Genomic DNA, 21,692 nt, shown 5'->3' with positions numbered 1-21,692 from the left:
GGCGCATATTAAATGCATTTGATTCGCGCCAGTGGCATATTAATTTGGCATTACCACTCGCTTTGATCCGCTTTTGAGCCCCAAACGATCAATCATTGAGTCTTTAAGAGCAACCGATTACTGCGCTGGTCGGCTACGCCCGCGCAACTGGAATGTCTTTAAGCCGCGTGGTGTATTGCGGCGTCAGCCGCATTTGCTTTGCCGCCCATTCACGCTCCGCTCCCATGCCAGTTCCACCCACAAAGACAGTGCCGCGCCCATATCGACTGTTTATCCGGTCAATCGTGGTCATCAAATGGGACTGGTCATCCTGGCCCGAATCACCCAAATCGAGTTCTGCCTGGTGTACCGACGAACTCGCGAGATCCAGCAATATGACGCCTGCTTTTTGAAGCTGGTACCCGCGTTCATAGAACCGATGAACCCCGGCGCGAGCTGCTTGAACCAAAATGGACGTGTCCGCGGTCGGTCTGAGTAATGGAACGACTACCCCGCGCGAGAACTGGGGTGGTGGCCGGAATGGCGAGCTATGGGCAAAGACGTAAAGCTGTCCAGCGAAGCTCCCCTGCTTTCTGAGTTTTTCCGCTGCCCTCGATGCGAACTCGCTCACGGCCTCCAGCAACGGCTCCAACTCGGATACCGGTCGACCAAAGGACCGCGTCACCGCGATTTGCTTTTTATCGGTGGGCACATCTTCCAGCGACATGCACGATAGCCCGCGCAGCTCGTGCACGGTCCGTTCGAGCACCAAGCTCCATCGACGCCGAACCGTCGCTGGGTCCAACCTCGAAAGATCCCATGCGGTGAGCACGCCGCCCTCAGCGAGTTGGGCCCCAATCTTGCGCCCCACCCCCCAGACATCACCCACGGCGGTCGCCTGCATGATCGCCCTCTGCTCATCCGCGCTCAGGGCCGCGAAGTTGCAAACCTGCGCCAGGTGCGCCGGATAGCTGCCTGGTTTTCTAAGCGCGTCCTTCGATACGTGGTTTGCGAGTTTCGCAAGGGTCAGCGTTTGCGCCAAACCCACTCCGCATTCAAGCCCGAGCCATTGCGCGATTCGCGCACGTACCTTGAAAGCTCTCTCGGTCAGGTCTCCAGGTATCCCATCGCATCCCGCAAATGCCTCGTCAATCGAATAGACGTACGTGCTATGCCCAAAACCCGCAATGAGGCTCATCAGACGCGAGGACATATCACCGTACAGGGTGAAGTTCGCACTGAGCGCAAGCAGCCCGTGGGACTCGCACAGATGGGAAATCTTGAACCAGGGTGCCCCCATCTTGATCCCGAGAGCTTTTGCCTCTTCACTGCGGGCAATTGCGCAAGAATCATTATTCGAAAGTACGACGAGTGGTCGGCCTTTCAGGGAGGGTCGAAAGTTCTGTTCTACCGCCGCGTAGAAGTTCGATGCATCGAAAAGCGCGAACATGGCCACCTCACCTCCCGCCCCCGCGAAGCCGCTTGATCGAAGCCGTCACGACCCCCCAGATTTCGACTGTCTGGCCGTCCTTCGGGACGATTTCCGGGAACGTGGGGTTCGCCGCCACCAGCTTCATGTGCCCAAATTTGAGCCAAAGCGACTTGCAGGTGAATTCACCATCGACCACGGCAACCACCACGTCCTGGTGCGCAGGCTTCAGCGCGCGGTCGACCACCAATAGATCCCCATCGAAGAGCCCCGCCTCCCGCATCGAATCGCCCCGCAGCCGCAGAAGGAAAGTTGCCTGGGGGCGCGTCACCAAGATGGCCGTCAGATCCAGGCGATCTACGTGGAAGTCCTCGGCCGGAGAGGGAAAACCACCTCGCACGCTGCAGCCTGCCATGGGCAGGACCAAGTTGCCGTTTTCGACGGCAATCGGGGTCTCGGCGCGCAGAATACTGGACATAACCACAGTATAAACGCGCGACCATTGCTGCGGTTGCGCACCGCCCTACTCCCCCACGGCGCGCCCTTTTTGTAGTGCGAAGCACTCGCGATTTGATACCCCGAACCCAAGCAAGGTCGGGCCCGCGCTAGGGGCGCGTCATGTAATCCAAATACGGTTTATGATAGCAATAAACCCATTGCTGGCAGTGTCTATGGCGCTTTAAGACTGGTGAAAAGTTTTGAAAGATCGCAAAGCAGAACTCTTGCTTGCGAGTCAAAAAAACCTGGCGCCGCGCCCTCTGCGAAGCGGCACCAGCGGCAACTCCAACACATCCCTGGCCTGAAGCCGTGCAATCGCAACTGAGCGGAAGTGGTGATCCGGGGTGATTTGAAGAGTCACCCGATCTGCATACACCTCCAGCTCGACCAGCGGAACCCCGAGCGGGTCCAAAAAAACCGCGCTTCGAGCCCCTTGCGCACGCTCGTGCTCGCTGGCCAGTCGGCGTGCGGAGATGGTTTGGGGGCTCTCAAGGTGCGCATCGATCTTGCGCACCATTTGGGCCGTGACTGGGACATGCGGAAGTCGCTTGAGATACTGGGACACCTCCTCCAGCAGCTTCAACGTGTCTGCCAAAGTGGCTTGCGCGCTGGGGTCAGGTGCGTTCATTGTTTTCCGCGTGTTTGATAAGCATGCACACAGCCTGGTAGCTTTCCATCACCATGAGCGTGCGAGCCCCACGCTGGCCACCGTTGGGCCCATCGGTGATTTCAGACAAAGTGATTTTGGTTTTCACGCCCGAGGGGTCGCTCGCGGCAGACACGTCCACGACTGTTGCTATCAGATCCACCTGCAAAAGCGCGCTCCGCGCCGCTACCAAGGCGTCACTGGAGTCTTTCACAACCGTCACATCGATGCGGGGTTGCGGCACCCTCACGATCCCACCAACTTGCAAAATTCGCGCCTCATCTCTTCGGGCATCTGGCTTGCATCCACCAAATAGCGGCTTACGGAGGATGCAAAAGCTGGATCGAACTCATCATTCAGCCGGTTGACAGCCTCCTCTTGCTGGCCCTCGCCCGTGTAGACGACGCGGAATTCATTGATGGCCAGCCGCGCGAGGATTCCATCCACCTCTGCATCCCGCTGTCCATTCCTTCCCGCGCGCATCAGAGTGAACTTGGTGAGCAATTTTCTGCACTGGTCATCGCCGACTTGGCCTGACGCGAGCAGCTTGGCCAGAGAGTCGAGCAAAACATAGTGCATTGCCGTTGCGGGAAGAACCGTGAAGGGCAGAGTTTTCGCCTGGATTGGGGCTTTTGCAGTCGCCGCTTCCGAACTTGAATCTTGTGCATGCATCCGCGTCAAAAACTCCTGCACCATTGACGGTGATACACCGCCCTCCTTATCCATGGTGCCGTTCGCGAGATTGAGGACCTTCTCCACGCGCTCGCAGGACGAACGACTCATCAGCATCCTTCCGGTCAGGAACTGCGCAATTGCGGATTGTGAAAATCCGACCATCATTCCAAACTCTTGCTGCGTCATACCTTCTTTCAGGATCTTCAAATTCGCAAGTCGAATTGCACTCAGCTCCGCGCCTCTCGTATTGGTTTGATCGTCCATTTTCGATGCTTTCGCTAATTTATTAATGATATTAGCATAATTAGCAGGCGCAAACTCAAGATGTGCCACGCACATGCGTTCAGAAGAAATCCAAGCCGTCACACCTCGAAAGATGACCCAAGGGACTGCCCATTGGCGACTGCGCGTTTGAAGTGCGGAATAGTCGTCACCCTTGGTCGGGGCAAATGAGGAGATTGGAGGCGTGATGCGGCGAGAATCAGACAGAGGAGTGATGCCAATGGCGACAAAGATCTACGACGCAGAACTGCAGTACCTGCTCATTGAGCAGGCGAGGAACGTGGGGCTCGATCCAAAATACCGTCTCGCTCTCTATGAAAGCTCCGCTGGAAGCATGCAGTCCCAGCAGCTCAGACCTGTGCTGGTGTACAGCATCGTGGTCCCCGCCTTCCGCTGCCAGACCCGGTTGCTTGTTGACGCCGCAGCCCCCATTTCCGTATCTCACTTTCTCGCCCAAGCGTGGGGTTTGAAACGAGTGCTCGGGATGCCCCTGCGGCTGGAGATGAAACCGGGGCTGTTGGCTTCAGACCGAGGCTTCGTCCAATGGGCCAAATCAATCGGTGTGCAGTGCGAGCCGCCGACGCAGGCCAAAGCCCTCGCAGCCTATTCCACCTCAACGCTGGATGTTGCCTATGCCGCCCTCGCGGGAAGAGGAACGGGGGAAAGCCTCCCACAGTCCCTTTTGGACGCAAACGCCGCGCTCGTCGCGTTTGATACAAAAACCATTGAGAACATGGCGGCGGGCATTCGCCCCGGCATGAAACAAGCCGACCTCACAATGTTCAAGCACTGGCTTCACCGGGGTCAGGGCTACCTGCATGAGCAACCCTCAGTACACGCGGACTGGGATGCCGACGCAGTTGTTGTGCGTTCGGCTCCCGCAAAGCGCAGGGCCTTCGTTAAGCCGGTATGGCTGGATTCGGAAGCTCCGGCCGTGAAAGCGATCATGTCGATGTGGCCATCTGGAGCGAACGCCTTCTGCGAGGAAGTTGGTGTCACACAGTCCGAACTGCAGTCGTGGCTTTCGGTCCAAGGCCCCATAGGCGAGGATGAGTACGAATCGATTTGCGAAATGCTGTATCTGGGCGATGACGACGACACCAGGCCCACCCTACGACCTGAGGGAGGATGTTTGCTGGTAGCAGACACCGAGGAAAACGTCGCGTGTGTCTACAACACCATGACTGACCAGGGAAACGTTGCATTCTGCTTTGAGGCAGTGAGCCCCACAACCAACTTTGACGGGTACAGGGTGCTCCTGTTTCTCCCCGATTTAGGTGAACTCACGATCATCCTGTTCAAAAAAGGGGGCATAGCTGAGTCAGCACTTAGTCGCAACGTACTGAATAATTTCCAAGGCCCGATAGCAGTCCCCAGCGATCTTGCGCTGGCTCTCGCCATTTCCACCCACGACCCGGCCATGTTCCACCCTGGGTATGTTGGAAGTGAAATCTGGGAAGATTTTGACGATTGGTTTGACACTCTTGAACCGATGTCGCAAGAGGAGACAGATGAGGAAGGCAGCATTCATCTCGCCTCAGAATTGATTGCCAAACAATGGTTGGCGACTTCCGACGCGAGTCCGATGATTGAGACGGCCCTAGCAGCGGGGCTCGGGAAAGAGGCCATCGAAGAAATCGTCAAGAACGCATACGCCGAAGGCTTTCGGGCGGGCGCCCGATGGAACGAAGGCTAGAGGTGGTCATTAGACTGTGCAGGGTTAAATCACCCCACACCCACATAAGGCCAACCGTATGACCAACCTCCGCGCATTTGTCATGAATACCAAAGTTCAAGGGGAGTCATTTAGCGATGAGGTGGATGGAAAGGCTAGCCGCGACACGTTGGTCTTCACATGCGACGGCCAGAAGTTCGTCATGAAGACGATGAGCGAACAGTTGGCTGAGATCCTTGTCGAGAACGTGACGGCAGCGCAGAAAGACTCAACCCTTGAATCGATTGAGCGCATCTGTTGGCTTCTTGCCTTCGCAACGCAATCACAGGTCGCCTGCTACGGACATCACTATCCCGATGGTTCCGGGCCCAGCTTGCTGACAAGCATCAATCGCGCGGGGCAAAACACTGATCCAGTCATAGAGCCAGCGGATGGAGCCGCTATTCGTGAATTCGTGGACCAGACCTACCCTGCATTCAAGACGCTGGAGAACGCGCGAAGCCTGCGCGTGGCCATCGACTACATGCTCCAGGCAGCTCGCCCAGGCCTCCCCATGGAATGCAAGTTGGTTTTCATGTTTGTTTTGTTGGAGAACATGAAGCAAACCTACGCGATGCAGCAGCAGTACGTCTTCAAAGGTGGAAAGTTCAAGGACCCGGTGACGAAAGCCCAAATCGGCTTCAAAGACATGATGATCCTGATGTTTGGCGCAGTGGGCATGGCGCCCAACCTGCAAGCGCTGGTTGACCTCAGAAACGAGGTGATTCACACGGGCGTGGCAAGCCTGACGCATGCACAGCAGAAGCTTCAATACGATGCTGCGAACGACCTCATCCGCGAGTACCTATTGCGCCTGCTCGGGTTCAAGGGCACTTTCTTCGTGAGCCCCACGGGCGGCACCGTGAAGACGATTTGACAAACGCGGTATCCAGGAGAGCAGGAATACGGTTTTACCTCCCCCGCCAGGCCCCGGCCAAGATGGTTGAGAAAATGCGTGAATTGAGCCAAACCTGGAATGATATTCCGAGCACCTCACGCCCTACCGTTTGAGAATCTGGAGAAACGAAGCATGCCGCAACAACAGCAGCCACAAGGTGGGCCAATCGACATGGAAAGTGCAAAAGCTCTTTTTGGTGAACGCTACAACTCTGACTTGAAGGAGTACACCCGTCAGATCCAGACCAGCCCACAAAAGGTTGCGCTACTGGGCAAGACATACGCGGCACTCTTTGAGATGGACCCGCCGTTGGATATTGATGCTGGCGACGAGCAACTAAAACATCTATTCAATTGGTATGCCACCAAAGAGCAAGATGCACTGTTTTTCAAGGTGGTGGAGTCGTTCGATCACCTTCATGAGTTTCTGAAGGGGAAGAATGACTATGTGGACTACCTGAAGGTCACCAACCATGGTCCAGAGGTCACCATGGAAATCGGTTGGCAGGATAAGCGGGTCGGACGCGTCGTGTGGGATCGGTGGACCCAATCCTTCGAAGACCCGGTGATGGCCTATGTTCTTGTGGCCGACCAATTCGAACTCGCCTTCTACGAATGCGCTCCGAAACCACACGTACGAGTCGAACCGCCGATGTACCGCTACCACCCGGAGCGCTACAAGGCCAACCGTACCTATGCAGAGACCATTGGCAAGATGTACCGGCAAAGGGTAGATCCTCACACTGGATTCATGACCATTGATCAGCTCAACGAATCAATGGGGCATGTCGTGCTGGAACTCAACGCCAAGGCAATGAACCACCCCAGGCGCCTGACGCTTGATGGCCCGGGGCCATCACTCATCGTGGACGCTGAGCAAACTCTGTGCACCGCGTATGGCCGATTTGTGCAGGCCGGCAGGCAGATCATGGACTTCCCCCCAAGTCTCACGGAGATGCTGTCCAAGACAGATATTGACGACATTCCGCTGAACACGATCCGAATGCCATACGCCTCCCAGTATGTTCATTTCGGCCCGCAGCCTGAGCTAGAGCTTGAGCCAGGGTGGCTGGTGGACGGGGCCTACGTAGAGCAGCGCGGTGAGGTGGGTGACCTGCGTGTCACCATCACCGCCGTTCCAAAGGACCACGCGGAATCTGAGAAATGGTATGTACGACCCGAACCGGAGTTCAGCCAGGACTTCGTGGGCGAGTTCCGAACCATGGATCTTGCCACCGCCATCGACACCGTACTGGCGAAGCGACTTGCCACCTTCGGAGAGGCCAAGGAAAGGGCTGGAGGAAACATCACCAAGGAGATCCAAGCCGAGGCGGCTGCTACAGGGCGCGAGTTTCCGAAGGACCTGGATCTGGTAGATATCAGCTCCAAGATGGCTGGTGTCCGTGAAGAGATCACGCAGCACCGGTTCCCGGTTTATAAAGCCGCTATCCAGTTGGTCGTCAACGCGCTGTGCTACGTCGCTGCCTACCCAGACGACATTGATACTGCTTGGCCTCCCGGAACGCCTGAGGCTCTGCTGAAGAAGGCGGTCTCTGGTGTGGGGAAAGAACAAGCCCGCGCACGTTCCAAGCTATCCGCCTTGGGCTATGTTCCGGTACACATCTGCGGAAAGCGCATCGCAGAACAGCTGGACCGCCTGCACATGGCCGCTCCGACAGTTGGCGGCATGGCTACACACTGGCGCCGGGGGCACTGGCGCAACCAGGTGCACGGGCAAGGCCGATCCTTGCGCAAGTTGATCTGGATGATGCCTATGCTGGTGGGCGCAAAGGAGAAAGACGAGGCAGAGTTTGGACACCTCTACCTCGTGTCCTGACTGGGGGGCGAAGGGAGGCCGTAGACCTTTCGCGCTGGGACTCAAACCCTGGTTTCTTGTTTGAGCCCCAGCTTGGCAAGTGGTCAATTTGCTGGCCTGTTGGATGGCCCCGGAGACGCTGCGCTGCGCTTGCGTTTGCCCTTCAAAATTGCCTCCGCTGACTACCCTGAAGCCGCGCCAGCGGCACTGCCCAGTGGCCCCACAGCGCGGCCTGCTATTGACTACCCAATTAATCAATGTAGACTGTAACAAGACATTTCATTAAACTAATTTATGCGCCAAAAAAACAGGATTTTCAGTAGTGACGCCAAAAAAGCGGTCGCATTAGTTTTCATTGGTTTATTAACAGGATGTCTACCATCCTCTATTCCCGAAGCAAAAGATTTGACCGCTCCGATCAATGAATACTGGAGCGGGTGCAAAATGGTCACACCCACTGACATTACCAAGACGAATGGAGCCGACCGAGGCGACCATTATATTGTGGACTTTTCATATAAGATGGCTTTCGTCCAAGACGTTGCATACGAAAATCTTTGGTCCGATTCCGCAAAAGAGCCCAAGGTCAGTATGGACGACTACAATATGCACGACTCGGATTCAGCGGCCAAATTTTATGCCGCTCTTCATGATGCAGGTAAAGCTCAAAGACAGGCCGATAAGTATTGGACGGACAATTGCCCAGCGCAGTATGCGACTTTAATGAAATCAATTGTGAACATCCCAGCAAATCAGCACCTCTATGGACGGTCTATTACCAAGGGCGAAGGTCCAGTGATCGAAGGCACTTTCGAAATGATTAAAACCGAAAAGGGCTGGCTACCTCGCTGACTAACCCCTGAGTGCACCTCCACAGCGTGCACCTGGGTTAACCTTCGAAATCCCGCTCGCCATCAGCATGATCTTGCTGCGGCAAATCCAGCGCTGGCGAGTCGAGTCAATACAGCCAGGAGGCTCGAAAAGTGCCTCAGGCTCGAACGCCACGGCACAGGCCTCACATGGCGCTCTCACCGATTCATAGCCCAACCACTGCACACCTCTGGCCTCGGCTGCGAATGCTTGGGTGGCCGCGTAGTTGCCAGTACGCGATTTCCGCGCACACGGCTACCTGATTGACTGCGCCGTACCACTGACCACGCTCATGTGCTGGGCGAAATCGGTGGCGCTAACTTGCAGACTTCGGCCAACCGAATCCAGTCTGGGCGCGGTGCCATGAACGGCTGGTGGTCTGGGGGCAGAACGAAGACCTCACCCGTTCCGAACTTGTGCCGCGAGTTGGGCACCTGCCTATACACGTTATAGACACCTAGACCACCCGCTATGGGCAAGACAAAGTTGAAGTACATCACGACCGCTACGACGCGTCTCGTTGCGCGCAAGAATTCGCCAGCAGCTTGCTCCAGCATCGGAATCAGCGGCTTGATGTCGCCGTCGGGTGCCCAGGACTGCGGAAACTTGAGGAAGAACGCCCCCATCTGATCATCTGGCAGCTGCGTGCGTGCCCCCTTGAGGGTGGTAACAATCGCGCCCCCGCTCGGGGTGAGGTTGCTCTCGACTTTGCACTTAACGTCCGCACACACCACTCCGGCCGGCGTCGCGATCTCCAGGTCGTAGCTGCTGCCGCGAAGGCCACTAGGTGTTACGTAATTGAACTTTGTGCCCGCCAAAGCCAGCATCTTGCCCACCTCCAGCTCAGCAAATCGATCTTCGATGTGGCCAAGCTTCATCTCGCGCAGGACATCGATCACGCCTGGAACCTTCTGAAGGTTGAGGATGGTTTCGGCGAGATCAACGACACGCGCCCGATGGAACGAGTCGTCCCCAGCGGCGGCATTGAGATTGCGGAAGAAGGGAGACTTGTCATCACTGGCTAGTACGTGGTGCTCTAACCAGTCTTTGCCGAAAGTCGTGTTCAGCAACCTCACCGCCAATGTGTAAATATGGTCCTCCCATGATGCTTCAGGCAGTTCCTCTTGTACCTCCTGTGCGTGCTTGCGAATCTGTTCGATCATTGAAAGCTGCGGCGCTGTCATGTCATTCCCTGTTGAAGAACAAAAGGAGATTTTCGTCGACGCCTCTACACGCTACTTCCTTCATTCAAACGCATGACATACCAGCGCTCGAAGCCCTCGGGCGGCTGGGGGGCCTCTGGCAGATTTGCTGCAGCCACCACATGGCGGTGCTCCCGCTGGAGCTTGGCGACGGCCTTGGAGGGGCTGATCGCATCCCAGGATGTGCTGGACCACCCTGAGCCACCGCGCACCCTCGATATGGGGCCCTTGACCAACTCATCCAGCACACCATGGCCGCGAAAGGCTCCAGGTCGCCCTGAGCCATCGTCATCCACGTCGGCATCCGGTAGAGGCGACAGGTCAAACCAGTGCCCGTACTCCGGGGTGTTGTCCGGGTCATCGTGGGGCCGAAGGGTGATCTCTCGCACCCGCACTGGCTGGTAGTCCTCTGGCAGGGCAATGGACAGGATCGCGTCAAGGGACAGCCGTCCGTTTGGATCTACCACCCCCGGTGCTGTCCACAGCGCCGACTTGGGGTAGCGACTACGCCAGGCTTCGAACCAATCCCCCAACAGCGGACTGATGGAGCCCCCTGCGAGTTTTTCGACCGAAACGCCCATGTCATCGTGAACGAACACCCCGTCATGGTCGAGGTAGTCGGCGGCAGAGACTGCGAAGAGCCCCCATGCGGGGTGATCAGGGTTCCCATTGAAGAACGCACGGCCTCTGCTCTTGTCCCCGTAGGACTTCACGAAGATGGCTTTGAAATCCTCCACGGACTTCTGACTCGGCGCGAAGCGGGACATCAACACCTGAGGCTGCGTCGATCCAACGCACAGGTACCACACCAGCCCCTCATGCAGAACGGCGGCAAAGGGGATGGCCAATTGCATCACCCTCACGTAGCCATTGCTTTTCATGCCTTCGCGGGAGCGCCGCCACTGCGCAATGGTGTGGGCAAAGGTAGCCTCATCCATGGGCGCGGTGAAAGGAGCGAGCTGCTCGCGCCATTCCTCCACCACCGCGAAGATGCTTGCCTTGCGGCCGATGCTGGCAAACCGGCTGCGCCGTGCCGTCCACCCCAGGGGATCGGGCCACTGGGCCAAGACGGTGACCGAGGCATCACGCTCGGGCAGGATCTCCCAGCGGCGTCGCACCTCAGAAAACCCCTCTGAGCCCCGTTCCAGGCTGATCCGGTGCACCCAAGCGTGGGGCTCCAGCCGGTTGTCGCATTCGTCGTCCTTGGGCGCTGCGTAAAGCATGTACTTCGCATCGCCAGAGAGCACCAGCCGCAGGGGCTCGTAGCCCAGCCTCCGCGCCAAGGCCTCGGCGTCAGCCTTGCGGGTGTCCTCCTTGCCGTCGCCCGCCATCACGAACATCTGGTCCAGAAGCGACTTCCAGGCCTTGGCATCGGCGGGGCTGGCGCCGTCGAACTGCGGCAGCGCCTGGCCCCGGTTCGCTGCACGCCATGCAATCACCGCGCGGTCGACCAGCGTGGAGCGCTCTGCCACTTCGCCGACACCGCCATCACGCAAGGCCTGCAGCAGCTGGGCCCTCGCGCCGGCCTCGGACGCACGGTCGCTCTCGATGAGCTTCAGCGCCCGCTTGAAAAACCGGATGTACTCCAGATGCCTCGCCCGCGTTCCCCGGTGCTGGATGTACCAGCGCAGGTCAACCGGATCAACGGCATCCAGCACCAGGAACGGCACCTCATCGCCTGACCAGTCCGAGCGCCGCAGCTTGAGCAGGGACACCTTGCAGTTGAATTTCCGGTCGCTGCGAAACGTGTCCTTCTGCACCCGCACGTCCACGCACAGTTGGTCGACCTCGCGGTAGACAACGGCGCACTCGACCCGCGCGAGCGGCTTGGACGTGAAATGAACACCTTCGCGACTGCTCCCGTACAGATCCTTGCAGGCCCCCGGCGCCGTCTGCGGGGTCATCAGGCTGTACCAGTTGCAGAGCACCCGCGAACCGGAGCGCAGGTAGCCGTTCATGCTGGAGAGCCATTCCTCAAATCCCGGACGCTTGGTGCCACCCGCGATCATGGTGCTGGCGTCGTCGTCATGCAGGAACCGGCAATACCGCTCTTGGAACACCATGGAAACGAAGTCCAGCGACTCGGGACCCTCGTAGAAGTCGCCGAATAGCTTCAGCCGGTGGTCGAGGCCGCAGGCCAGCAGCAGAAAACGCTTGAAGTGCAAGGCAAACCGCTCATGCTTGCGCAGGTGGTCCGTGTAGGCCACGTCCTCGAACTTGATTCGGGTGCCGTCGAGCCCCCGGAAAACCCCATCCTGATCGTCTTGCGTCGGGAACAGCCTGTCAGCCCCCAGGTGGGACTCCACGGGCGAAAACACCCGGTGGATGTTCATGCCGTCGCGCACCAGCAGGTACACCACCTTGTTCTGGGCATTGCGGGCCATGTTCGACCACGAATCCCCATAGTCGATATTGCGCCGTGTGGTTGCCATCACCAGCACGCAGCGCTCGGTGGGGAAGATCTGCTCAACCAGGCCGTCATGCTCGCGCAGCGCGTCAAAAAGCTGATCGTCACTTGTGTGGTCGAACCTCTCGTCCACATCCGCCCAGACAGCCAGCTCCTCGTCGGCCAGCAATTTGCGCTGCACGAAGGTCAGAGGCACCTCGCGGGAAGCCCCCTTCCCTTCTCGCACCGTCTGCACCTCCACATCCTTGCCCAGGTACAGGTCCAGCGACTCAATCCCCCTCAGGAGATCCGACACAAAGGCGCGCACGTCCTCGGTCTGCGCCAGGGCTGCTGCAGCCTGTTCGCTGTAAAAGGGTGTGAGCTGCTGGATGACGTTGGCGATTTCCTTTGTCTTGCCCTCGATCCACTGGGCCCGCACGGTGGCAATCTCGTGCTGGCGATTCGCAGCGGCGCGCAGCGCGGCCATCCGCTCCGGCGATAGTCCGCCCTCGATGGCCTGAGCAACCGTACCAGTGGCCATGTCCACCACCTCGGCGGCATTCACGGGAGGCTCCAGCTGCGCGGGGAGCTTGGGGGGCTCTTGGCCAGCGTGGGGCTCAGAGTCGTTTTGCTTCTCGGCCTGGGCCTGTTTAGCGGCTTTCTCGGCCTCTTTTTCGTGCACGAGGGCGGCGATCAGGGCCGGGTTGCTCTGGCCCTGCACCAGCTCGTCTTGAAGCGCGCCGATGCGTGCCTGCACCGCCTGCACCTCTGCATTTCGGATTTTCTGGTGGTCTGGCTCGAACTCAAATCGGGACAGGAAGTCGTCCAGCAGGAAACGGTGTTCGGCGTAGCGGAACCATGACCGCAGTGTGCCGCCCTCCTCCTGAGGGATCTCCAGATACAGGGACTGGCCCAACTTGAGGGGGTGGGGGCGCAGAACTACCGTATGGGGCTTGTCATCCACCAATCGAATAGATTGGATCAGCAGCACCATGCCCGCATCGATGCCCTCCTCGGGCACGTTGACAAGGGAGCGCCAATACTGGCCCGCCTGAAGGGTCTGGAACCGTCCCAGAGAGTGGACTTCAGCGTCGGTGTGCGCCACTGGGTGGTTGGTCATGGCTCAGGCTTCGGCTTTCATGGTGATGGCACGGAACATGGCGCAGCGGCGGAACGTGGCCACATCGAGGGGCTCGCCGTGGGCCTTCGAGACGCGCAATGCCAGCCGCAGCAGCATCTTGATGTCGCGCGGAGCAATGCCTGGGAAGAGGTCCACCAGTTGGGCGATCAGATCGAGGGACAAATCGGCTTTGAACTGGGTTGCCATCACCTTCCAAATGGCCGCTGCATGCTCCGCACCCGGAACGGCGAATTCGATGATGGCCGCGCACCGTGAAATGATGGCGTCGTCAATGTCGTCCACTCTGTTGGTGGTCATGAACATCAGCGCCTTGGTGTACTCCAGCACTCGCAGGAACACAGCCACGATGGCGTTCTGCTCGATGCTGTCGCCGCGCTTGACCACGAACACATCCGCCTCATCCAGCAGCAGCGCGCAATCCCAGCGCGTGGCACGGTCAAAGACCATTTTTAGGTTTTTTTCGATCTCCTCGGCTGTGGTGCCCAAGGTGCCCGCGTGGATGGCGTACAGGGGCCGGTTGATCAGCTCGGCGTACACCTCGGCCGTCAGCGTCTTGCCGACGCCCGCCACGCCTTTGCACAAGATCACGTTGGTGGCGCTATTGGTTTCGATGATGTCGTTCACGAAGGCATCGAGGTCCGTGGTGAGAACGTCCAACAGATCGCGGTGAGTGTCGGGCAGGACCAGCTTGTGGCGTAGCGATTCGTCGTAGACGTAGGGCTCCATGTTGTCCGCGTGAACCCAGTAGAAACCGTGGCTGCTCAAGTCAAACACCCTGACCACTGGATGCTCTGGCACTTGGCCCACGCCATCATCCGCATCGAATAGTGCTGAGTCTGTATGGCGCACCACGGCTTCGTAGTCCCCGGCATCGAGATCGTGGATCACTCGGCGCCCCGTCAGGTCATCGCCATCATTGCCGTCACGGGACTCCGAGTGGAAGGCTTTCCCCTTGATGCGGAATTGCTGAGAAAAGGCGCTTTGAATACCCCCGTAGTGCAGCTTCAGGCTCTCTTGGTGCGCCGCCTTCAGTGCTGGCGTTTCCTTGTAGATACCCTGCTCGGCCAGAATGTCCGCGACACGGCGCTTTGCAACGATCTGGGGATGGAACGCATGCCGGCGCGTGAACACGCCAAAAGTGGGCTTGTAGTTGCCGTCGCGGCTGAACCCGTAGCTGGCGGTCGCAATCATCACCATTGGGGTCCCGTTGCGCCGATAGTCCTGGCCGCTTTCAAAGGTGACATCCGTCACGAGCTGGGGGTACAGCTTCCCATCGGGGCCGGTCACGTAAATCCACCCGTCGATCAGATCAGCCTTGATGAACTCAAGCAAAACCGCCTGGAAAGCCTTGAAATTCGGTACCGGCTTGTCGAACTTGCCAGCCCTGGCCAGCAAAATGGATTCGAGTGCGCGTTCGGTCTTGTTGTCTTCCACAGCACGGGCCGCAGCGATCAGGTCGCTCATGCCCTCATCGCTCAACTTCGCTGTGTGAATCTCCACGTCGCGGCGGGCTCTGTCAGCATCTTCGCGATAGGTTTGAAGCAAGCTGGAGTTCGTTGCGGCGATGAGTTCGGGGCTGACTGTCAGGGACATTGGTTCTCCAAAACGTGTGCGTGAGGCTGGTGTGCGTGCCAGCCCTTGGTGCTGCCGCTGTTCAAATTTTCGAAATCACAATCAGAATCAATGACTTGCGATTTGCTTTTGGTGAATGGGTCAGGGCTGCGCTTGGCCAGCAATCGCGGTGTCTGGCACCCAGCGCATGACTTGCTTGCTCACGCGGTACTGCGTACCACGCTTCGTCGTTAGCACATGGGTGTAGCTGTAGCCGCCGCTGTAGAAGCTGCTGGGCAGCTTGGTGATGGAGCCCCCAGCCCGAAGCGCTCCCAGCACCTGGTCAATCCCGGCAGATTTCAGTTGATGCGGGGGAGCCTCTACCAGCTCGTCAGAGGCCGATTCCTCGGTGACAACGGGCACGGGTTGAAGACTCGGGACCGGCGTCAGGGTGTCGGGCGACATGCCGCCGCAGCGGGCATCACACAGGTGGGAAGGATTCATAGTATTGAATTGCAGTTGCTGCAATTATCAATTGCAATTAATTGCAATGCAATAGCTATATGAATGTATTGATGGATTTATGCCGCTGAGCGGAGCACCGCTTTGCCTTCGTCCGTCAGGTAGATCTCGCTGGAAAACTGGAAGCCGTCAAGCGGGTCGCCAGGAAGGTCAAACGGGTCTTCTTCCGTGAAGAACACCAAGCCCTGCCGCTCCAGCTTGCGGTACACGGGCATGCCGGGGGTGATGGTGCCGAACACCGGGTCTTTGTCGGTGGTCTCGGGCACGCGCCACTCGATCAGGGAGCCGCCTTGCTCCTGCAGCACGCGTAGCGCTGCCTGTTCAGTGGCGGAAAGTTTGCGCTGGGGCTTCAGGTCAGTGCTCACAGGACTCGCTCCATCTGGGCATGGTGCGCCCGTCAGCGGGGAGCACCTGCGTGGGCTTCCACCTGCACGATGGAATTGGTCCGGGGCGGCACATAGCGGTCCTGCTCATCGTCCAGCAGACGCTGGGCCTGCCCCGCCCGATAGCAGGCCCACAAGGGGGTGTCCTTGGCAATGGTGTGCGGTGGGGTGCTGTCGTAGCCCCGCCAGAAGGCCACGGCCATGTTGTTGCCCATGCACCGTGCCGGTCCCAAGCGCAAGAGGTCGCGGTGGCCCTCAGCGTAGAGCTTGCGCATTTGTTCGAACTGGCGGGCGGGCTGTCCCCCTGCCTTGAAGGGGTTGCGACGGCTCGGTTTCGGAACGGCTGCGCTGACGCTGAAAGGTTTGGTCATCGGGGCTCCTTCACGGGTGGGTTGGCAAGCGCACACGCGCCAGCATGTCCGCGATCACGATCTTGCAGATGGAGCGCAGCAGATGGGTTTCAGCGCCCATAGTCTCTCTGGTCGGAGCGCCTTGCGGGGCGCCTGGATCGCGCATGATGCCCTCCAGCTTTGCTGCGATCTCGTCGGCGGCATCTTGCAGCTTGCCCACGATCTTTCCAACCTCTCGCGCTGCGGTGGACTTGGGAAGCCCCAGTTCCATGCCGGTATCGATCAGCTTTTCGTAGGTCACGTCCGAGAAGAAGTTCGCTCCAGCAATGGGGGATGCCAGCTTTTCGTTGGGCCACACCACAGCGTCGTCGCTGTACACCCGCGTGTGGTACACCGCGGTGCACAGAAGGTCGTAGAAAGGCGCCACGCGCTTGCCGTCATGGTCCACCAGGAACGAGATGTTCTTCAAGTGCGCGTCCGAGTTCCCCACCATCGTGTTGAAGACGATCCAGCGGTACACCTCCATGCGCGCCAGCGCCTTGTTGCGGCACTGGCCGATGAGGACTTTGAGCTTTGGAAGGGTCGCGCTGGTGTATTTGTTGTGGGCGGGCTCGTTGAGCACCTGGATGCCGTCCAGCGCATGCAGGCGGATCGGCTCGGTTGGCCCTGGTTCGCGGTCGAAGCGCGTGATGATGAACGCAGCCTCTGGCAGGTACAAGTTCCAGACCTCAGGCACGTTGAGCCCCAGGCGCGCGGCCAGCAACATGGTGAACGTCTCGTTGATCACTGAGTTGGGGTAGCCCTCGGCCGTGGAGTTCGGCTTGAGGATGTGGGTGGACGGTGTGCCTTTCAGGGGCTCGCTCAGCTCCTTGCGCTCGGGGTCGAAGAGGACCACCATCTTGTGCTGGGCCCCGGCCAGAGACATGCGCTTGGGAGCGTCCTTGTTCAGTGATGCCCTGGGCAGGTTGCGGATGCGCTGTGACAGGTCGTTCCAGGAAAGCGGCAGCGTGCCCTTTTCGGCTTGCGCTGCGCCCTCTGCCTGCAGCACCAGAGCCCCAGCGGACTCCATGCCCATGCGCTCCAGCATGCCAAAAGCATCCGTGGACTCGACTTCCACCTCTTTTGCCAGTACCTGGCGCATCAGTTCCTCGGGCAGCAGGTTGTCAAAGAACCACTGCACGGGCCGCACCGATGCGCCGTCCACCTGCCATTCGCTGACCAAAGGGATGGAGGGGGCCAGCGAAAATGCGCTGGGGCTTTCCAGCCAGGTGCTGGCGTACTGGAACGCCCAGATGTTGTCCGCATCACGCAGCGTGCCCACCAGGGCACCGTTGATGAGGACTTGGAGCGTGCGGACGGTCATTCGCCGTCCTTCTTTATGGTCCGGGTGTGCACGATGCGGGCCATAGGCGCCATACGGCCCATGAGGCGATTCATAGCCATCGCCACTGCTTGTTCCTGTGATTCCGGCACCTCCAGCAACATGTGGATGCCCAGTTCATCGAGCACCTTGAGCACGAGCCCGAACTGCACGGTCTCTTTGCCCTTCTCCAGATCGCGCAGGAACATGTGGCTTACGCCTGCAACATCATCTTGACGGATGCCGCTGACCTTGCGCATAGCGCGGATGGCCGCACCCACCGTTTCAACTGACGTTACTGGTATCAGCATGGTCGCACTCCTATATCGCAATGATCGCTTAGATTCTAGCGATTATGGACTCGGGCCACAAGCCAACCGCAACGAACTATTCGTTTTTGACTCATTGCGGTGGTGGTCGGGGTTAAAACTAAGCGCTCTCTTCGAAAAGAGTGCAACCCCATGGTTAAGGTCAAACTTCGCAGCGAGCGTTGCGATTCTGGTGTTTGGGGCTTAGGGGCGATCAACCTCATCAGGGCCCGCCGAGAACGGCCATCATTCACTCTGCCTATGATCGCGCAGAGAGGACAAAGGATGCCATGACCATCGAACACGACTTTTTCAGGCCCCGACAGGCCCCGGCCAGCGTGCTCTACGACGCCTTCCAGGAAGAAGCCACGCACCGCAAGGGCCGCGACGTGGAGGAGTGGATCAGGCTGGAGCTGGAGGCCGTCCACCGCGCAGCGTGCAGCTATGCGGCAGAACACGGCCTACATGCACCGACATTGGAGCAGGTCGCTGCTGCGGAGCGCTACGCGCGGGGTTCTGCGGACTACGGCTCGAAGTGGGCGCTGGTGCTCGCCGAGAAGATGACGCTTACGGTCCGCACATGAAGGCAATCCACACCTCTGCCCTACTTGGCTATCTCCCTGAGCGAGTGTTTAAATGCAGTCGCTCTGCAAGAGCCCATGCAGAAAAAACTGTTTGAAAATCAACGGTTTAAGTGTTTAAACGCAAAACTCAGGCGCATGCCTTGAGCCAACATGATCTCTATTGAAAGCGTTATGGCGGAACGAGAAAAAGCGCTGGAGGAATTTGCAGCGTCTGAAAAACTGATCCGCAAATACAGAAATAAAATGCCTGCCATTGTCCCGAAGTGGGATGCCTCCCCTGCGTCAATCTCGTTCAATGACATTCACCAGGAAATCGTGTCATCTGGACTGAGCATCTACAACTGCCAGATGGGTGAACTTTGGGCTGGGCTAGACCGACCGGAGTTTTATGAATCGAACACCCTCTGGTCGAATAATATTCATGTTCGCTCAAAGATTGCGGGTGTCATCGATGCCTGGGCTCAAGGCACAGCGCTTTCGCCAATTTTTCTTGTGAAGCACGGCAGTCTTGACAAAGGGTTGGTCTCTGACGGCAACCATAGGCTCACTGTCGCGCGGGCCATTGGTGCATCAGAGGTGCCTTTTATGGTTGAGACAGCCAAAGAAGCATGGGTTTCCCGCGCATTCCCCACTGCAGTTTGCATTCATCAGGCCTAGTCCGCTACTTCACCCGGCGTTCGACTCATCATCCATGCTGTCATGCAGTGGATGGGAGCCAAAGGTGCCATCGGTGTCCCGGAACCTGCCGCCCCATGTTCGCCGCGCATCCATGTCGCGCTCCACTGGTCCCGTGTCGGCTCGCCCCTTCTCCACGTCCTTGACATTTGTGGACGTGGGGCTCGTCCGCACCTTGGTGATAGGGGCCGATTTCCGGGGCTTCGCTTTTGCTGGTACTCGCGCGGCTGGTGCTGGCGCTACCCCCAGAGGTTTGATCGCTGGGGCTTGTGCCTCAGGCTTTGGTGGCTTCACGCGCTTCGGCTGTGCCCTCAGACCTCGGTGGAACAGCATGTTGTGCTGGTCCTGGTTGTAGATCATGGTGCCGCAGTGGGGGCAACGCAGCAATTGGCTATCCCTACCGACAACCCTGCGCGGTTGCTCCTGACCAGCGCCGGTTGCCTTGCTTTTAGCTCGTGCGGCCTTCTTCACAATGTCAAGACAGGACCGCGCAGCCTTGGCCAGGATGCGGATGTCTTCGCTGATCTTCCCGCCACCGCCCAGGCGGCTTGCAAGACTCGAAAGGTCTCCATCACCCCACAACTCAGGTAGCCAAATCAACCCCTTAGACGCGGAGGTGTTTTCGAGCGCCAAAGCCACACGCCGGAGGTAGGTGAAGAAAAGCACCTGGCTCGCATCCTCTTGCCGCAGGTATGCATCTCTCAGGTACGGAAGTTCATTGCTGATCTGGATCTCAAACAGCCGCTCTCTCTTGCTCCGAAAAGGCTCGGTAGAGGGGTGATCGAGTGACAGGGTACGGTTTGACCGCAGCTCCACTTGCCGTGAGGTTCGACCGCTGCCATTGCAGTGAACGCAGTTGGGGTTTTCGCCCTCGCATGGACACTTGAAAGTGACCGGGTCAAGGAACCTTGACCTTGAGAGGAACTGACTGCTATCGGCCGGTGGCGCATCTTTCGGTGGACGGTGCTTTCGTTTCGTCAAGCTTACCTTTCATGGATTGCGACCATCCACTGAAGCGTTCATAGATCGTCATCGGCACGGACCACTCCATGGGTATGACCCATCACGTAGCCCGTCGCCGTATGGGAGCGGTCTACGCGCTCAGAGTGTCACCGTTCGACTATGGAGATGTGTTGGCGGTTGCGCAGAACGTGGACGAGGTCCGTGCGCGGATCAATCATGGCGCTGGCGAAAAAACCGTGTTCGACCAGGTTCTCCAGCGCCTTCTTGAGCTTGTAGCGGAACTTGCGGATGTCCTTCAGGGCAATCTCGGAGCCCGTAAGCCCGTGGATGGTCTCAACCTTGTACGGGAACGGCTGCGCGTGGGTGTGATAGAACGAATGCAGCCACTTCTCCAGCGCCGGAAGTTTGAGGCGCATCTTCCAGTCCAAGCGCGAGTAGCTGTGCGGATTGAACAGACTGATAATCTCTCGCTCCAGCAGGATCTCCCACTCGCGCATGGGTGTCTGTCCATCGCCCTCTTCGCGCCACCTGAACGACCGAATGAGAGAGCCCGAGTAGCCTTCTTGCCCGCCTTGCTTTGCGGCCACCGTAAGCGTGATGGAGGAAGCCTTCATGCGGTCCAGACAGTCCACCAGCCGCTTGTAGCTCGACGTGTTTTTCGTCCAGCCCAGCTCGCTGATCATGGAATACGCTGTAAACCGGACAGCCGTGCCCAGCTCCTGGTTTCGAGCAATGTGCAAAATCTGAAGGAAGCAGTCCTCGTCGTCCTGCCTAAGCTCTTCCCCTGTGTACTCGATTTTGATGCCAGACACCGTGGCGATGAGTGATCGCTTCATGTGCTTGCGCTCTCCCTTGCGCATGTTGGCCACCGTGAAAAGGGCAGACCTGGCAAAGGCGTTGGGCAACCCGCGCAGATCCTGGGGCCAGATGGGCAGCTGAAGCTGGCTGGTGTCTGTCACTGTTGCACTAGATCGAGGTTTCATGGGCGGGCGTGGGTTTCTGCAAGCGCGAGTGTGCGGTGCCTGTGCCCCGCGCGTCCATAGTGGAACGGTGACAAGGCATAGCTTAACGGTGACGTTCCATAGTTCAAGGGTGACGCGGCCATCCTTACACTGGCCTCGACATAGTCAAACGGTGACACCGACAACTCAACAGTGACACTCTTTGCAGCCCAGGGCATAGTGCAACGGTGACAAAAGGGCATACCGGCTTCAGAAAGTGGCCCGAATCGGACCCCACACCCTCCCAAGGCCACATAGTCCAATGGTGACACCCTCATCTAGTGGAAGGGTGACATCGGAAGTTGCCCCCAGTTTATGGGTGACGCACGACGTAGTGCGACGGTGACATCCACGAGTTCAACGGTGACAGCGTCACCCTGAAACTACAAGGAAAACAGGCACTTAGTTCAATTGTCCTCAGGCGCTAATGTCTTCTTAATGCCTTCTTTTAATACAGAGA

General features: G+C 58.4%; 21 protein-coding genes. 6 read left to right on the top strand and 15 right to left on the bottom strand.

From position 1 onward, the window contains the following. Nucleotides 1-133: 133 nt before the first annotated feature. The 5 genes from KYG_RS00880 to KYG_RS00860 form a co-directional block, all read right to left on the bottom strand. The gene (locus KYG_RS00880) at nt 134-1,429 is read right to left on the bottom strand and encodes a Y-family DNA polymerase (protein ID WP_008902912.1); all 1,296 of its coding nucleotides are present in this window, start codon (nt 1,427-1,429) and stop codon (nt 134-136) included. 7 nt (nt 1,430-1,436) lie between these two features. Then, entirely contained in the window at nt 1,437-1,886 is a 450-nt protein-coding gene (locus KYG_RS00875) for a LexA family transcriptional regulator (protein ID WP_008902911.1), read from the bottom strand. Nucleotides 1,887-2,141: 255 nt separating this feature from the next. Beyond that, complete coding sequence (locus KYG_RS00870; protein WP_139019262.1) at nt 2,142-2,489, bottom strand: hypothetical protein; 348 nt, start codon at nt 2,487-2,489, stop codon at nt 2,142-2,144. Between the two features lie 31 nt (nt 2,490-2,520). Next, nucleotides 2,521-2,796 carry a hypothetical protein gene (locus KYG_RS00865; protein ID WP_034692455.1) on the bottom strand — a complete coding sequence of 92 codons (276 nt, stop codon included), beginning with the start codon at nt 2,794-2,796 and terminating at the stop codon, nt 2,521-2,523. A gap of 2 nt (nt 2,797-2,798) precedes the next feature. After that, a complete protein-coding gene (locus KYG_RS00860; RefSeq protein ID WP_008902908.1) occupies nt 2,799-3,491 on the bottom strand; it encodes a helix-turn-helix transcriptional regulator in 693 nt (230 codons plus the stop codon). A 238-nt stretch (nt 3,492-3,729) separates the two neighbouring features. On the opposite strand from KYG_RS00860, the gene KYG_RS00855 reads away from it, so the two are divergent. From KYG_RS00855 to KYG_RS00840, 4 genes are all read left to right on the top strand, one after another. Continuing rightward, nucleotides 3,730-5,205: a hypothetical protein gene (locus KYG_RS00855; protein ID WP_008902907.1), complete on the top strand. Its 1,476-nt coding sequence runs from the start codon at nt 3,730-3,732 to the stop codon at nt 5,203-5,205. 58 nt (nt 5,206-5,263) lie between these two features. Beyond that, a complete protein-coding gene (locus KYG_RS00850; protein ID WP_008902906.1) occupies nt 5,264-6,100 on the top strand; it encodes a hypothetical protein in 837 nt (278 codons plus the stop codon). Between the two features lie 153 nt (nt 6,101-6,253). Next, entirely contained in the window at nt 6,254-7,957 is a 1,704-nt protein-coding gene (locus KYG_RS00845) for a hypothetical protein (RefSeq protein ID WP_008902905.1), read from the top strand. A 273-nt stretch (nt 7,958-8,230) separates the two neighbouring features. Further along, on the top strand, nt 8,231-8,788 hold the full coding sequence (locus KYG_RS00840) for a hypothetical protein (protein ID WP_139019260.1): 558 nt from the start codon (nt 8,231-8,233) through the stop codon (nt 8,786-8,788). A 308-nt stretch (nt 8,789-9,096) separates the two neighbouring features. On the opposite strand, the gene KYG_RS00835 is transcribed toward KYG_RS00840, so the two are convergent. The 8 genes from KYG_RS00835 to KYG_RS00800 all read right to left on the bottom strand — a co-directional run bounded on the left by KYG_RS00835 (nt 9,097) and on the right by KYG_RS00800 (nt 18,012). Beyond that, nucleotides 9,097-9,990: a hypothetical protein gene (locus KYG_RS00835; RefSeq protein WP_008902903.1), complete on the bottom strand. Its 894-nt coding sequence runs from the start codon at nt 9,988-9,990 to the stop codon at nt 9,097-9,099. 44 nt (nt 9,991-10,034) lie between these two features. Further along, a complete protein-coding gene (locus KYG_RS00830) occupies nt 10,035-13,514 on the bottom strand; it encodes a hypothetical protein (protein WP_008902902.1) in 3,480 nt (1,159 codons plus the stop codon). A 3-nt stretch (nt 13,515-13,517) separates the two neighbouring features. Continuing rightward, nucleotides 13,518-15,128 (bottom strand): ATP-binding protein, encoded by a 1,611-nt coding sequence (locus KYG_RS00825; protein WP_008902901.1) that lies wholly within the window; start codon nt 15,126-15,128, stop codon nt 13,518-13,520. Between the two features lie 120 nt (nt 15,129-15,248). After that, a complete protein-coding gene (locus KYG_RS00820) occupies nt 15,249-15,590 on the bottom strand; it encodes a hypothetical protein (protein ID WP_008902900.1) in 342 nt (113 codons plus the stop codon). A gap of 77 nt (nt 15,591-15,667) precedes the next feature. Then, complete coding sequence (locus KYG_RS00815; protein ID WP_008902899.1) at nt 15,668-15,973, bottom strand: hypothetical protein; 306 nt, start codon at nt 15,971-15,973, stop codon at nt 15,668-15,670. A gap of 32 nt (nt 15,974-16,005) precedes the next feature. Continuing rightward, nucleotides 16,006-16,362, bottom strand: a complete 357-nt coding sequence (locus tag KYG_RS00810; RefSeq protein ID WP_008902898.1) for a hypothetical protein — start codon at nt 16,360-16,362, stop codon at nt 16,006-16,008. A 10-nt stretch (nt 16,363-16,372) separates the two neighbouring features. Then, nucleotides 16,373-17,704 (bottom strand): HipA domain-containing protein, encoded by a 1,332-nt coding sequence (locus KYG_RS00805; protein WP_008902897.1) that lies wholly within the window; start codon nt 17,702-17,704, stop codon nt 16,373-16,375. Beyond that, entirely contained in the window at nt 17,701-18,012 is a 312-nt protein-coding gene (locus KYG_RS00800; RefSeq protein ID WP_008902896.1) for a helix-turn-helix transcriptional regulator, read from the bottom strand. The genes KYG_RS00805 and KYG_RS00800 overlap by 4 nt, the downstream gene beginning before the upstream one ends. A 287-nt stretch (nt 18,013-18,299) precedes the next feature. Here KYG_RS00800 and KYG_RS00795 point away from each other — a divergent pair, with 287 nt between their 5' ends. Next, nucleotides 18,300-18,593, top strand: coding sequence for a hypothetical protein (locus KYG_RS00795; protein WP_008902895.1), 294 nt, complete (start codon nt 18,300-18,302; stop codon nt 18,591-18,593). Between the two features lie 150 nt (nt 18,594-18,743). Further along, complete coding sequence (locus tag KYG_RS00790) at nt 18,744-19,250, top strand: hypothetical protein (protein ID WP_008902894.1); 507 nt, start codon at nt 18,744-18,746, stop codon at nt 19,248-19,250. Nucleotides 19,251-19,259: 9 nt separating this feature from the next. On the opposite strand, the gene KYG_RS00785 is transcribed toward KYG_RS00790, so the two are convergent. Together KYG_RS00785 and trfA are read right to left on the bottom strand one after the other, a co-directional pair. Beyond that, nucleotides 19,260-19,934, bottom strand: coding sequence for a hypothetical protein (locus KYG_RS00785; RefSeq protein ID WP_139019259.1), 675 nt, complete (start codon nt 19,932-19,934; stop codon nt 19,260-19,262). A 443-nt stretch (nt 19,935-20,377) separates the two neighbouring features. Continuing rightward, nucleotides 20,378-21,214, bottom strand: a complete 837-nt coding sequence (gene trfA, locus KYG_RS00780; protein ID WP_034692446.1) for a plasmid replication initiator TrfA — start codon at nt 21,212-21,214, stop codon at nt 20,378-20,380. Nucleotides 21,215-21,692: the final 478 nt, after the last annotated feature.

The sequence above is a fragment of the Acidovorax sp. NO-1 genome, from assembly GCF_000238595.1.
Taxonomy (GTDB): domain Bacteria; phylum Pseudomonadota; class Gammaproteobacteria; order Burkholderiales; family Burkholderiaceae_C; genus Acidovorax.
The sequence above is the reverse complement of the archived record's forward strand: the minus strand, read 5'-3'. Positions and strand labels throughout refer to the sequence as shown.

Bases quoted from the DNA above. Each gene is read 5' to 3' on its own strand.
- KYG_RS00840 (WP_139019260.1), top strand. From the start codon at position 8,231: ATGCGCCAAAAAAACAGGATTTTCAGTAGTGACGCCAAAAAAGCGGTC.
- KYG_RS00790 (WP_008902894.1), top strand. From the start codon at position 18,744: ATGATCTCTATTGAAAGCGTTATGGCGGAACGAGAAAAAGCGCTGGAG.
- KYG_RS00845 (WP_008902905.1), top strand. From the start codon at position 6,254: ATGCCGCAACAACAGCAGCCACAAGGTGGGCCAATCGACATGGAAAGT.
- KYG_RS00795 (WP_008902895.1), top strand. From the start codon at position 18,300: ATGACCATCGAACACGACTTTTTCAGGCCCCGACAGGCCCCGGCCAGC.
- KYG_RS00820 (WP_008902900.1), bottom strand. From the start codon at position 15,590: ATGAATCCTTCCCACCTGTGTGATGCCCGCTGCGGCGGCATGTCGCCC.
- KYG_RS00830 (WP_008902902.1), bottom strand. From the start codon at position 13,514: ATGACCAACCACCCAGTGGCGCACACCGACGCTGAAGTCCACTCTCTG.
- KYG_RS00880 (WP_008902912.1), bottom strand. From the start codon at position 1,429: ATGTTCGCGCTTTTCGATGCATCGAACTTCTACGCGGCGGTAGAACAG.
- KYG_RS00825 (WP_008902901.1), bottom strand. From the start codon at position 15,128: ATGTCCCTGACAGTCAGCCCCGAACTCATCGCCGCAACGAACTCCAGC.
- KYG_RS00855 (WP_008902907.1), top strand. From the start codon at position 3,730: ATGGCGACAAAGATCTACGACGCAGAACTGCAGTACCTGCTCATTGAG.
- KYG_RS00860 (WP_008902908.1), bottom strand. From the start codon at position 3,491: ATGGACGATCAAACCAATACGAGAGGCGCGGAGCTGAGTGCAATTCGA.
- KYG_RS00835 (WP_008902903.1), bottom strand. From the start codon at position 9,990: ATGACAGCGCCGCAGCTTTCAATGATCGAACAGATTCGCAAGCACGCA.
- KYG_RS00875 (WP_008902911.1), bottom strand. From the start codon at position 1,886: ATGTCCAGTATTCTGCGCGCCGAGACCCCGATTGCCGTCGAAAACGGC.
- KYG_RS00850 (WP_008902906.1), top strand. From the start codon at position 5,264: ATGACCAACCTCCGCGCATTTGTCATGAATACCAAAGTTCAAGGGGAG.
- KYG_RS00805 (WP_008902897.1), bottom strand. From the start codon at position 17,704: ATGACCGTCCGCACGCTCCAAGTCCTCATCAACGGTGCCCTGGTGGGC.
- KYG_RS00800 (WP_008902896.1), bottom strand. From the start codon at position 18,012: ATGCTGATACCAGTAACGTCAGTTGAAACGGTGGGTGCGGCCATCCGC.
- trfA (WP_034692446.1), bottom strand. From the start codon at position 21,214: ATGAAACCTCGATCTAGTGCAACAGTGACAGACACCAGCCAGCTTCAG.
- KYG_RS00810 (WP_008902898.1), bottom strand. From the start codon at position 16,362: ATGACCAAACCTTTCAGCGTCAGCGCAGCCGTTCCGAAACCGAGCCGT.